8 protein-coding genes are annotated in these 13008 nt (G+C 64.8%); 3 read left to right on the top strand and 5 right to left on the bottom strand.

The genetic code is table 11. From position 1 onward, the window contains the following. From NL528_RS13275 to NL528_RS13265, 3 genes are read left to right on the top strand one after another with little or no spacing between them, the layout of a single operon-like run. Positions 1 to 2697 carry a DUF2339 domain-containing protein gene (locus NL528_RS13275; protein ID WP_309183103.1) on the top strand — a complete coding sequence of 899 codons (2697 nt, stop codon included), beginning with the start codon at positions 1 to 3 and terminating at the stop codon, positions 2695 to 2697. Between the two features lie 45 nt (positions 2698 to 2742). Continuing rightward, positions 2743 to 3318, top strand: coding sequence for a TetR/AcrR family transcriptional regulator (locus tag NL528_RS13270; RefSeq protein ID WP_309183102.1), 576 nt, complete (start codon positions 2743 to 2745; stop codon positions 3316 to 3318). Positions 3319 to 3367: 49 nt separating this feature from the next. Next, positions 3368 to 4342, top strand: coding sequence for a zinc-dependent alcohol dehydrogenase family protein (locus tag NL528_RS13265; protein WP_309183101.1), 975 nt, complete (start codon positions 3368 to 3370; stop codon positions 4340 to 4342). Positions 4343 to 4683: 341 nt separating this feature from the next. On the opposite strand, the gene NL528_RS13260 is transcribed toward NL528_RS13265, so the two are convergent. The 5 genes from NL528_RS13260 to ppdK all read right to left on the bottom strand — a co-directional run bounded on the left by NL528_RS13260 (position 4684) and on the right by ppdK (position 12996). Further along, the gene (locus NL528_RS13260; RefSeq protein ID WP_309183100.1) at positions 4684 to 5283 is read right to left on the bottom strand and encodes a hypothetical protein; all 600 of its coding nucleotides are present in this window, start codon (positions 5281 to 5283) and stop codon (positions 4684 to 4686) included. Between the two features lie 118 nt (positions 5284 to 5401). Further along, positions 5402 to 6388 (bottom strand): MDR family oxidoreductase, encoded by a 987-nt coding sequence (locus NL528_RS13255; protein ID WP_309183099.1) that lies wholly within the window; start codon positions 6386 to 6388, stop codon positions 5402 to 5404. Between the two features lie 203 nt (positions 6389 to 6591). Beyond that, positions 6592 to 7836: an MFS transporter gene (locus NL528_RS13250; RefSeq protein WP_309183098.1), complete on the bottom strand. Its 1245-nt coding sequence runs from the start codon at positions 7834 to 7836 to the stop codon at positions 6592 to 6594. Between the two features lie 270 nt (positions 7837 to 8106). Beyond that, entirely contained in the window at positions 8107 to 9561 is a 1455-nt protein-coding gene (locus tag NL528_RS13245) for a cell wall hydrolase (RefSeq protein WP_309183097.1), read from the bottom strand. Positions 9562 to 10098: 537 nt separating this feature from the next. After that, entirely contained in the window at positions 10099 to 12996 is a 2898-nt protein-coding gene (gene ppdK, locus NL528_RS13240) for a pyruvate, phosphate dikinase (protein ID WP_309183096.1), read from the bottom strand. Between the last annotated feature and the right edge of the window lie 12 nt (positions 12997 to 13008).

Genomic DNA, 13008 nt, shown 5'->3' with positions numbered 1-13008 from the left:
ATGTTCGAATTCTTCTCGCTCGTGATCGCGCTGGCCGCGTTCATTTTCGCCCGCAAGGCCATGAACCAGGTGACGGCGCTGCGCGCCCGGCTGGAAGCGATCGAGGCTGCGCCGGCGACCGCGCCAAGGGCCTCTCCGCCGCCGCTGCCGACTCCAGCGTTTGAGCAGACCCCGCAGCCCACAGCGCCCAGCATCGCGCCAGAGCCGCCGCCGCTGGCTCCGGACGTAGAATCCATCGCCCCCGCTGCGGCGGCACCGGCCGACGCGATCGACACCGCCCCCAGCGCGCCGGCAACGCCGCCCCCGCCGCCGCAACCCGACCGCGGCTTCGAGGAAACCCTCGGCACCCGCTGGGTGGTGTGGATCGGCGGCTTGACGCTGGCGCTCGGCGGATTCTTCATGGTCCGTTATTCGATCGACGCCGGCCTGCTCGGCCCTGGCGTGCGCACCATTCTCGGCGGCCTGTTTGCGCTGGCGCTGCTCGCCGCCGGCGAATGGACCCGCCGCAAGGAGGACATCTCGGCGATCGAAGCGCTGCCGATCGCCAATATCCCGGCCATCCTCACCGCCGCGGGAACGGCGGTGGCCTTTGCCACCGTCTCCGCGGCCTACGCGCTGTACGATTTCCTGGCGCCCGCAACCGCCTTCATCCTGCTCGGGATGGTGGCGCTGGGCACGCTCGCCGCAGCACTGCTGCACGGGCCGGCGCTCGCCGGCCTCGGCATCGCCGCCGCCTTCGTGACGCCCATCCTGGTCTCCTCCGGCAAGCCGGACTTCTGGGCGCTCTACGTCTATCTCGCCATCGTCACCGCGGCGGCCTTCGGCCTGGCCCGGATCCGGCTGTGGCGCTGGCTTGCGCTCACCACCATCGCGTTTGCGCTGCTGTGGACCTTCCCCTGCCTGCAATGCGGTCCGTCGATGGTCGCGCCGCATGCCTTCCATGTCCTGGCAGGCTTCATCCTCGCCGCCCTGCTGGTGGTCTGCGGGTTCATGTTCGGTCCGCCGGCGGACGAAGGCCAGATCGAGCCGATCTCGTCCGGCGCGCTCGCAGCCTATCTGTTCGGCGCGACGCTGATCGTGCTCAACAGTTTCCACGCCGACGCCGCCATGATCGTGTTTGCGCTGCTGGTGGCCGGCACCCTGCTGGTGGCCTGGTGTACCGATGCCGCCGCCGGCGCGGTCGGCGCCGCGGCAGCCCTTGTCTTCATCGTCTTTGCCGAATGGGCGATCCGCGGCAATCCGGACATGCTGGTGCTGCCCGGCGGACCGCTGCCGGGGATCGGCCCGAACGCCACGGACGGATCGGTGTCGCTGCACCTGGTATCGGCCGCAATCTTCGCCGCCGGATTCGGGCTGGCGGGATTTTTGGCGCAGGGCCGTTCAGCGAGCCCGGTGATCCCCGTGATCTGGTCGGCGGCATCGGTGTTCACGCCGCTGGCGCTGTTGATCGCGCTTTTCGCGCGCATCGCCCATCTCGACCGCTCGATCCCGTTTGCGATTGTCGCGGTCATCCTCGCCGCAGCGTTCGCTGCCGCCACCGAAATCCTGACCAAGCGCGACGACCGGCCGGGAATGCAGGCCTCGATCGCGCTGTTCGCCACCGGCGCGCTCGCAGCCCTGGCGCTGGCGCTTACATTTGCCCTGGAAAAAGGCTGGCTCACCATCGCGCTGGCGCTGATGTCGCTAGGCACCGCCTGGATTTCGATGCAGCGCCCGATCCCGTTCCTGCGTTCGCTGGCCGCGATCCTGGCCGGCATCGTGGTGCTGCGCATCGGCTACGAGCCGCGCATCGTCGGCAATGACGTCGGCACGACGCCGATCTTCAACTGGCTGTTGTGGGGCTACGGCATTCCGGCGCTGTCGTTCTGGACCGGCAGCATCCTGCTCCGCCGCGGCGGTGACGACGCGCCGCTGCGCACGGTGGAATCGGCGGCGATCCTGTTCACGGTGCTGCTGGCGTTCGCCGAGATCCGCCATGCCGTCACCGGCGGCGACATGTACCGGGTCAGCACTTCGCTCACCGAGTTCGCGCTGCAGGTCTGCGTCGCGCTGGCGATGGCGATCGGCCTGGAGCGGTTGCGAATCCGCACCCAAAGCATCGTCCACAATGCCGGCGCGGTGCTGCTCACAATCTATGCCGGGCTTGCCACGGTGTTCGGGCTGATGCTGCTGGAGACGCCGATCTTGTGGCCGACCGATGTCGGCGGCGCCTTCATCAACCTGCTGCTGCTCGCCTATGCCCTGCCCGCGGTGCTGGCGCTGCTGTTGTCCTATGCGGTGGCCGGCCGGCGCCCGGCCGGCTATGCCAACACCATCGCTGCCGGCGCGCTGGTCCTGGCGCTGACCTATGTCACGTTTGAAATCCGCCGGCTCTATCACGGTCCGGTGCTGACAAGCGGTCCGACCACGGGCGCCGAGCAATATACCTATTCGATTGCCTGGCTGGCGTTTGGCGTGGTGCTGCTCGGCATCGGGATACTCTTCAACTCGCAGCGCGCCCGGCTGGCTTCCGCCGCCGTAATCGCGCTGACTATCCTCAAAGCCTTCGTGATCGACATGTCGACGCTGACCGGCGCCTACCGCGCGCTGTCGTTCATGTGCCTGGGCCTGGTGCTGGTGGCGATCGGCTGGCTCTACCAGCGGATCCTGTTCCGCCGGCAGGCCGCGCCGCCGGTCGCGGCGCCTGATGCGGGCTGAGCCCAAGCGGTTTGCGATTTCTCCGGCGTCGCGTACATAGGGCAGATGGCAAGACCGCGCAGTTTCGATCCCGACGAGGCGCTGGACCTCGCGCGCGACGTGTTCTGGCAACAGGGATTCCAGGGCACGTCGCTCGACGACATCACCGCCGCGACCGGGCTCGCCAAGCCGAGCCTGTATGCCGCATTCGGCGACAAGAATGTCTTGTTCCTCAAAATTCTCGAGCGCTATCACGCCCGCATCGTCGCCCAGGCCGAACGCATCATCAACGATGGCCCGTCGGCGCGCGACGCGGTGCATCGCTGGCTGACCGGCTTTGTCCCGTTCTGTTCGGGCGTCAAAGGCAAGCGCGGATGCCTTTCGATCAATGCATCGGCCGACGGCGCGGCCGAGCAAAAGGAAGTCGGCAAGCGGATCGAAAGCTTCAACCGGAAGCTGGAGGAACTGCTGCGAGACCGGCTGCGCGCCGATCGCGCGCAATTCGCCGACGGCTTCGATCCGGACGTCACCGCGCATACGATCGTGGCGATCTATACCGGGCTGATGGTGCTGGCCAAAGATGCGCCGGATGCGGCGCGCGTCCGTGCCACGCTTGATCAGGCCTTGAAACTGCTTGCTTGACAGCCCACCTCCATTATGTACTGCATAGTACATAACCGGGAGAATGGTCATGAAAGCGATCCAGATCGAGGCGTTCGGCAATCCGGCCGAGGTGATGAAATTGGTCGACGTTCCCGATGTCGGAACGCCCGGTGAAGGTGAGGTGGTGATCGCGCTGGAAGCCTCGCCCATTAACATGAGCGATCTCCTGATGATTTCCGGTCGGTACGGGTACCGGCCGAAGCTGCCCAGCATCGTTGGAACGGAAGGCGTCGGCCGTGTCGTCGCGGTCGGCGGCGGCGTCACGCATCTGAAAGAAGGCGACCGGACGCTAGTACCCTATCCGTCCCCCGCATGGGCGGAACGGATCAAGGCGGACGGGAGCCGGCTGCGGCCGCTTGCCGGCGGCGACATCCATCAACTTGCGATGCTCGGCATCAATCCCGCGACGGCCTATCTGCTGCTGACCGAATACGTCGCGCTGCCATCAGGTGCCTGGGTCATCCACAACAGCGCCAACTCAGGCGTTGGCCGGGCGCTGATCGCGATCGCGAAATCGCTTGGCCTGAAGACCGTCAATGTGGTCCGGCGCGAGGATGTTGTCGCCGAGATCAAGGCGATCGGCGGCGACGTCGTGCTGGTCGATGGACCGGATCTCGCCAAGCGGGTTGCGGCCGAAACCGGCGGCGCACCCATTACGCTCGCCGTCGATGGGGTTGCCGATACCGCGACGATGAACCTGCTGGGTTGTCTGGCGACGAAGGGTGTTCTGGTGTTCTACAGTGCGATCAGCGGCAAGCCGTTCGTCGGCCCCGCGCTACCCCTGATATTCCACGACGTATCGATGCGCGGATTCTGGCTGGCCAATTGGTTCAACACCGCGACATCCGACAAGATCAGCGCGATGTACGATCGCTTGACGCCGCTCGTCGCGTCGGGCGCGATCAGTTCGCCGGTTGCCGGCACCTTCAGCTTCGGGCAAATCGCCGAAGCCGTGGCGGTGGCCTCAAAAAATCGCGGCAAGGCGCTTTTCACGCCCGGTTGAGACGGGTGGCCGCGAGCAATCACGCGGCGCACACCGAGTTGAGGAATTTGGAGACCTCGAGCTTGAGGCGGTTGCTTTCGACCGGCAGCGACTTCGCCATGGCTGATCCGGAAAAATACAGCGGCATGATTGGGCTCATGCGTTAGGCCCCCTCCCGGCCTTTGTTGGCTGGCAGGTTGGATCGGATTTGCTACCAAGCGATAAAGATGGCCATCCGTATGACTACGGCGTGGCGACATCGCAGCGATCGGACCCGCAATTCTGCGCTTCGGCGCAGCGTCAGACCAGGTTCAACCGGGATCCATGCGGCCGGCGTGTGCGCCGCAGCCGCGCTGCGGAACTCAATCGGTCGAGCGACGCAATTCCGGGGCACTCTCCGGCTTCGCCGGCTCGGCCTTGGGTTCGGCTTTGACCGGCTCGAGTTTGGCGCTCTCGACCGGCGGCGTCTCCACCCGCGCCGATATTTCGGTGCGCGACGCGTCCGCCGAGCGCCTCGGCTCCGACGGATGCAACGAGCGCGGCCGGGCCACGGCGCGTGCCATCAGCATCTGCGCCGCGCCCTGGTGATGGAATTCGCAATAGGCAAAGCCCATGCCCGAAACCGATCCGCGGAAGGTGCTCTCGTCGCGCTTGTCGAGATTGAAACACGGCTCGAATGGAAGACCCTTGAGCGAAGCGCACACGCTCTGGCCGCGGACCTGAAGCGTGTTGCCCGGGAGACGCACATGGCGGATCGGTCCGGAGCCCGAGAACTGGATCGAACCCGCAGCCCCCATGTCGTCGAGAATGCGGCCAGCGCCGCGGGTACCATCGAAGCAGGTGAAAGCGAACACCTTGCCGGATACAAACCTGCGCGCCTCATCGGCATTCATCATTCCGGCCACCGCCGGCACAATCATCGCCCCGGCCGTGACGGCCCCCAACACCAAACGCGCAACCATGCCGCAACTCCAACTTGACCCAAGCGCGGGTATCCGCCCGAAGTTTCTTTACCCGCTGATTACCATACCAACCGTGTGGCAACATTGGAGCAGCTTGGTTGGTAAAGTCTGAACGCCGTCAGAGAATTTTTACCACGATTCGACCGCGGACCTGGCCGGCGAGAATTTGGGCACCGGCGGCAATGACCTGCTCCAAACCGATTTCATGAGTAATATCAGCTAGTTTTGTCCGATCCAAATCGACGGCCAAGCGACTCCAGGCGAGCTTGCGCTGCGGAAGCGGGCACATCACGGAATCGATGCCGAGAAGGCACACCCCGCGCAAAATAAACGGCGCCACCGAGGACGGCAGGTCCATACCGGAGGCCAGGCCGCAGGCGGCGATGGCGCCGCCATATTTCGTCATCGACAACAGGTTGGCGAGCGTGTTCGAGCCGACGCTGTCGATGCCACCCGCCCAGCGCTCCTTCGCCAGCGCCTTTGCCGGAGCAGACAGCTCATTGCGATCGATCACCTCGGCCGCGCCGAGGCCTTTCAGGTAGTCCGTTTCCGACGGCCGCCCGGTGGAAGCGATGACGTGATAGCCGAGTTTTGACAGCACCGCGGTCGCGACCGAGCCGACGCCGCCTGCAGCACCGGTCACCACGACCGGACCGCTGTTCGGTGTCAGGCCGTGCTTCTCCAGCGCCAGCACCGACAGCATCGCGGTATAGCCGGCGGTGCCGATCGCCATCGCATCGCGGGTCGAGATGTTCTCGGGCAGCCGCACCAGCCAGTCGCCTTTGACGCGCGCCTTCTCGGCGTAGGCGCCGAGATGGGTCTCGCCCATGCCCCAGCCGTTACAGACGACCTTGTCGCCGGCCTTCCACTGCGGATGGGTGGATTGTTCGACGGTGCCCGCGAAGTCGATGCCGGCGATCATCGGGAAGCGCCGCACCACCGGGGCCTTGCCGGTGACGGCGAGGCCATCCTTGTAGTTCAGCGTCGACCACTCAACCCGCACCGTGACGTCGCCGTCCATCAATTCGGCTTCGTCGAACTGCGTGAGTGCGGCGGTGGTACCCTTTTCCGCCTTGTCGATCCGGATCGCCTTGAACGTTGCCACGATACCTCTCCCAAAACTCGCGGTGATTTCCAACGCGTCATGGCCGGGCATAGCCGTCCGAAGGACGGCGTCGCTTCCGCTAGCCTATGCCCGGCCATCCACGTTCTTGGTTGCCCCTCGACAGTAAGGACGTGGATGCCCGGGACAAGCCTGGACAAGCCCGGGCATGACGAACAGCCTTTGCTTGGCCGTTGTTTACCGCATCAGGCGGGTTGCGCAACCAGGCGCGGCACCGGCTGCTCGACGATCGGCAGGTTGATCAGCGCCGACAGCACGCCGAACAGCACCGACAGCCACCAGATCGGCGTGTAGGAGCCGAATTTCTCGAACACGATTCCGCCGAGCCACACGCCCAGGAAACCGCCGACCTGATGGCTGACGAAGGCGAAACCATACAGTGTCGAGAACCAGCGGGTGCCGAACATCAGCGCCACCAGCGCCGAGGTCGGCGGCACCGTCGATAGCCAGGTCAGGCCCGAGATCGCGCCGAACGCGATCGAGGAGAAGGTCGTAATCGGAAACGAGATGAAGGCGATGATCGACAGCGCACGGGTTAAATAAATCGCCGACAGGATGTAGCGCTTCGGAAAGACGTTCTGCAGCCAGCCGACGCTGAGCGAACCGACAATGTTGAACAGGCCGATCGCCGCGATCACCCAGCCGCCGGTTTGCGCGGACACGCCGCGATCGGACAGATAGGCCGGCAGATGCACCGTAATGAAGGCGAGCTGAAAGCCGCAGGTGAAGAAGCCGAGCACCAGCAACACATAGGAGCGGTGGCCGAACGCTTCCGCAAGTGCGGTCTTGAACGTCTGCTGGTCGGCGGCAGGCACATTGGCCGACGTCTGGGCGGGTGTAGCAAGTGCGAGCGACAGCGGCACGATTAGCAGCATCAGGGCCGCAAACACCGTCAGCGCCGCCTGCCAGCCGAAATTGTCGATCATCGCCACGCCGAACGGCGCGAACAGGAATTGTCCGAACGAGCCCGCCGCGGTTCCGGCGCCGAGCGCGATACCGCGATGGTGCGGCGGCAACAGCTTGCTGAACGCGGATAGCACGAGGTTGAACGAACAGCCCGACAGCCCGAAGCCGATCAGGACGCCGGCGCCCAAATCGAGCGACAGCGGGGTCGCCGCATAACGCATCGTCAGCAGACCGCCGGCATAGAGCAGCGCACCGACGAGTATGACGCGCAAGGATCCGAAACGGTCGGCGATCGCGCCTGCGATCGGCTGGCCCAATCCCCACAACAGGTTTTGCAGGGCCAGCGCCAGACCGAACACGTCGCGGCCCCAGGTAAGCTCCCGGCCCATCGGCTGAATGAAGAAACCGAAGCTCGACCGCGGCCCGAAGCTCAGCAGCGCAATCGCGCAGCCGCAGATGATGATGACCAGCGGCGTACGCCAGGTGCCGGCGGCTGGGCGAAGGTCGTCTGCGGTTACAGCCATCTATTTCCCCCAGTATCAATCGGCGCCCGGAATTCCCCGAGGTCCAACATTACGGGGAATTAATGCATCTGCATGAAAATCCCAAGGGGGCGGGTCGGAAAAAGTGTCACCGCAGGGCAGCCTTGCAAAATCGGCGAGAGCAATTCACGGGCAGTTCGTCATTCCGGGGCGCGCAAAGCGCGAACCCGGAATCCCGAGGTTGACTTGCGAGTTCTACAATATCGAGATTCCGGGTCTGGCCCTTCGGGCCATCCCGGAATGACGGCTAATTTACCGCCTGGCGCTGGCCTGCTCGGCCGAGCTTTGCGCGGCTTCCGCGAGTTCCGCGGAAATCTCTGCAGTCTGCGCGGCATTTCCCCAGCTCGGCGCATCGCTGCCGTCGCCCCAGGCGCGGGGCCGGTAGAAGGTGTGGACGCCGAATTTATACATCTTCTTCATTTCACTGACCCAAGACGGCCGCACCCAATAGGCGTGGTAGTGCGTCGACTTGTCGACCTCCGGCAGCCAGAGCTGGCCGTCGAGCATCGCTTTCGCGATCTTCCGGGCGCGGTCCCACATGTCGGGCTCGCGAATGACGTCGGGAGTGTTGTCGCAGGCGAAGGTGAATTGGCAGGCGAAGTGGCGGTGCTTGTTCTGGTAGACCACGCCGCACACCGTGTCCGGATATTTGCCGGAGAAGGCGCGGTTCATCACCACCTGGGCGACCGCGATCTGGCCGCGCACGGCTTCGCCGCGGGCTTCGAAATAGACGGCCTCAGCCAGGCACTTCTCCGACTTGGCGCGCGATTTCTCGTCGAACAGGCCGAGACGCTCGGCCGGCGTCTTGGCATGCTGGTTGTCGGCATTGACCTCGCCCTTCGGCGCGATGCTCTCGCCCATTTCGCCGGCCTTGACCGGCCCGTCGGCATCGACCGGCAGTGAGGCCATGATCTTCATGTCCGGATCGGGAAGCGCGTCCGGCATCATGACGACAGGTTCTTCGCCGGGCCGCCAGCGTTCGATGCTTTCGGGCGAGCCGAGCGAGCTGCCGAAGAACAGGCTGGACGTCTTGAACGCGAAATTGTCGCGCGGCGGCGCGGCGCTGAGGGCTACGGCCGCTGCCTCCGGCTCCGGCTTGAGGTCGTCGAGCGGATTGGCCTCCAGCGACATCGACACATCATATTGCGGCAGCGGCGGCGCCGAGAGGGCTTCCTGCAGTTCCGGGTCGAGCGGCGCGCGTTCGTCCGCCGGCTGCACGGCCGCGGTCTTGGCGCCCCTCACCGACGCGTTGGACGTCGAGGGATCCACGTTCGCGGGCACGGCCTCGGCGGGCGCTAAGGTTTCCGCCGGCTCGGGCAATGCGACGACAAGACGATCGCCCTTCAGCGTGCGATCGACCTTGGGAAAATCAGATGCCTGGTAGCGCGGCGGCGGCGACGCCAGCGGATTGCGCGTCACAGAACCGGTGATGTCGATGCCCTGGTTGTCGAGGCTTGCCAGCCGGTAGGTCGCGGTTTGCGGCGTGGACGTTCCGATCGGTCGGCCGAAGCTGAAAGTGGCAACCTGAATGCTGTTGGCGGTGGAGAACACACGGCTCTGCCAGCGCTCTGCGACGCCAGGCTGCCGGGCCAGCAGTGACGCGATATCCTGATATCCGATCTCGGTCGGCATCATTGCGAAGACGCAAAGACCGAGACCGAAGGACGCAAACCGTGCGCCCCTCGGCTGGTTACGCAACACAAACATCGATACGCTCACGCAACGCTTACACAGCTACGATCGATCGGCAGTACATCCGTGCAATTCGATCTTTTTTGTTGGTATCGAATTTAGGTTGCCGGGGAGTTAATCGGCGTTGCACGCGCGCTACACTCAAGAGTTGACGGCGATTCCGCTCGTTTCATCGAAAGCGTTGGTAAACGGGCGCTCGATGAAAGTGGTAAATATCCGGTCAACGAAAATGATGAAGAAATTTCGCAGAGTTCCCGTGTGACTACGGGGCCAGGCATTGAGCCACAAATGCCTCAACGTCATTGCGAGCGAAGCGAAGCAATCCATCTAACCCAGCAAAGGAAGATGGATTGCTTCGTCGCTGCGCTCCTCGCAATGACGGAACTCTATCGTCATGGCCGGGCATAGGCGTCCGAAGCCCGAAGGACGGCGTCGCTTCCGCTCGCCTGTGCCCGGCCATCCACGTCTTTCTTCTTCACAGCACGCCAAAACGTCGATGCCCGGGACGAGCCGGGGCATGACGCCGTCTTCGTTCGTTAGCCGTGCAGAGAACTACGCCTGGCTGGCGACCGTCTTGCCGAGAGCGGCTTGCGCCGCGGCGAGGCGGGCGATCGGCACGCGGTAGGGCGAGCACGAGACGTAGTCGAGCCCGATCTCGTGGCAGAACGCGACGGAGGCGGGATCGCCGCCATGCTCGCCACAAATGCCGACCTTGAGGTTGGGCCGCGTCTTGCGGCCGCGCGTGACACCGATCCTGACGAGTTCACCGACGCCATCGCGATCGACCGAGATGAAGGGATCGATCTCCAGAATTCCCTTGGCGACATAGGTGCCAAGGAAGCTCGCGGCGTCGTCGCGGCTTATGCCGTAGGTGGTCTGCGTCAGGTCGTTGGTGCCGAAGGAGAAGAACTCGGCGGTCTGGGCGACGTCGCCGGCCATCAGGCAGGCGCGCGGCAGCTCGATCATGGTGCCGACCTGATAGCTGAGCTTCTTGCCGGTTTCCTTCATCACCGCCTGCGCGGTGGCGTCGATCCGCGCCTTGACCAGATCGAATTCCGCCTTGGTCGCGATCAGCGGCACCATCACCTCGAGGCCGACGGCCTTGTTGGTGCGTTTTTCCGCTTCGATCGCGGCCTCGAAGATCGCGCGGGCCTGCATCTCGGCGATCTCCGGGTAGGCGATCGCAAGACGGCAGCCGCGGAAGCCGAGCATCGGGTTGAACTCGGCGAGATCGCGGGCGCGATCGGCGAGCTTGCGCGGATCGGTGTTCATCGCGCGCGCGACTTCCTCGATCTCGGCCTGGGTATGCGGCAGGAACTCATGCAAGGGCGGATCGAGCAGGCGGATGGTGACCGGCAGGCCCTTCATGATCTCGAACAGCTCGACGAAATCCGCGCGCTGCATCGGCAGCAGCTTTGACAGCGCCGCGCGGCGCGACTGTTCGTCCTCGGAAAGGATCATCTCGCGCACGGTGCGGATGCGGGTTTCCTCGAAGAACATGTGCTCGGTGCGGCACAGCCCGATGCCCTCGGCGCCGAACTTGACCGCGGTGCGCGCGTCATCGGGCGTGTCGCCGTTGACGCGGACGCCGAGCTTGCGGACGGCATCGGCCCAGCCCATCAGCGTGCCGAACTCGCCCGACAGTTCCGGCTCGATCATCGGCATCCGCCCGGACAGCACCTGGCCGACCGAGCCGTCGATGGTGATGACGTCGCCGGTCTTGAAGGTGCGCGAACCGATGCTCATGGTGCCGCGGCCGTAATCGACGCGGATGGTGCCGCAGCCGGAGACGCAGGGCTTGCCCATGCCGCGCGCGACCACCGCGGCATGCGAGGTCATGCCGCCGCGCGTGGTCAGGATGCCTTCGGCGGCGTGCATGCCGTGAATGTCTTCCGGGCTGGTCTCGATGCGCACCAGGACCACTTTGCGGCCGTCGGCCTGCAGCTTGGCGGCTTCATCGGAGGAGAACACGATCTCGCCGGAGGCGGCGCCCGGCGAGGCCGGCAGGCCGGTGGCGATGACGTCGCGCTTCGCCGCGGGATCGATGGTCGGGTGCAGCAATTGATCCAGCGAAGCCGGATCGATCCGCATCACCGCATCCTTCTTGGAGATCAGGCCTTCATTGGCGAGTTCGACGGCGATGCGCAGGGCGGCTTTCGCGGTGCGCTTGCCGCCGCGGGTCTGCAGCATCCACAATTTGCCCTGCTCGACCGTGAATTCCATGTCCTGCATGTCGCGGTAGTGCTTTTCGAGCAGCGTGTAGATCCGCGTCAGCTCCTTGAACGCCTCGGGCATCGCGCTTTCCATCGATGCCTTGTCGGAACCGGATTCCTTGCGCGCGTCTTCGGTGATGTCCTGCGGCGTGCGGATGCCCGCCACCACGTCCTCGCCCTGCGCGTTGATCAGGAATTCGCCGTACAGCTTGCTCTCGCCGGTCGAGGGATTGCGCGTGAACGCAACGCCGGTCGCCGAGGTCTCGCCCATATTGCCGAACACCATGGCCTGCACGTTGACCGCGGTTCCCCAGGATTCCGGAATGTCGTGCAGCCGGCGGTAGGTCACCGCGCGTGCGTTCATCCAGGACGAAAATACCGCGCCGATCGCGCCCCACAATTGCGCGTGCGGATCCTGCGGGAAATCCTGGCCGGTCTCGCGCGCCACCGCATCCTTGTACTGGCCGACCAGTTGGACCCAGTCGTCGCCGGTGAGGTCGGTGTCGAGCGCGTAGCCCTGGCTGTCCTTGAAGGTATCGAGGATGTCTTCGAAATGATGGTGCTCGAAGCCGAGCACGACGTCCGAATACATCGTGATGAAGCGGCGATAGCTGTCATAGGCAAAGCGGCGGTCGCCGGACAATTCGGCGAGCGCTTCGACGGTCTGATCGTTGAGGCCGAGATTGAGCACGGTGTCCATCATGCCCGGCATGGAGGCGCGGCCGCCGGAGCGGACCGACACCAAAAGCGGATTGCTGGAATCGCCGAACGCTTTGCCGGTCAGCTTGCCGACATGATCCAGCGCCTTCTCGACCTGCGCCTTCAATTCCTTCGGATAGGATTTGTCGTGCGCATAAAAATAGGTGCAGACCGAGGTCGGAATGGTGAAGCCGGGAGGCACCGGCAGACCGAGATTGGCCATTTCGGCGAGATTGGCGCCCTTGCCGCCGAGCAGATCGCGCAGGCCCGCCTGCCCTTCGGCCTTGCCGTCGCCGAAGGTGTAGACCCATTTTCCGGCCTTTACCGCCGATATCGCGGGCTTGCTGGCAGAGGCCTTCGCAGGGGCCTTTCCAGGCGCCTTGGGGGCCGCTTTGGGCGCCGGCTTGGCCGGGCCCTTTTTCAGCGCCTTGCGGGCCGGCGACGCGGCCTTGGCTCGCGCGGATGGCTTTGATTTCGCTGCGATTTTCTCGACGGTTTTCTCGACGGTTTTCTTGGACTTCGCGACGGCTTTGGCCATGGCAGACAACAA

This window comes from Bradyrhizobium sp. Ash2021 (genome assembly GCF_031202265.1).
Taxonomy (GTDB): domain Bacteria; phylum Pseudomonadota; class Alphaproteobacteria; order Rhizobiales; family Xanthobacteraceae; genus Bradyrhizobium.
The sequence above is the reverse complement of the archived record's forward strand: the minus strand, read 5'-3'. Positions and strand labels throughout refer to the sequence as shown.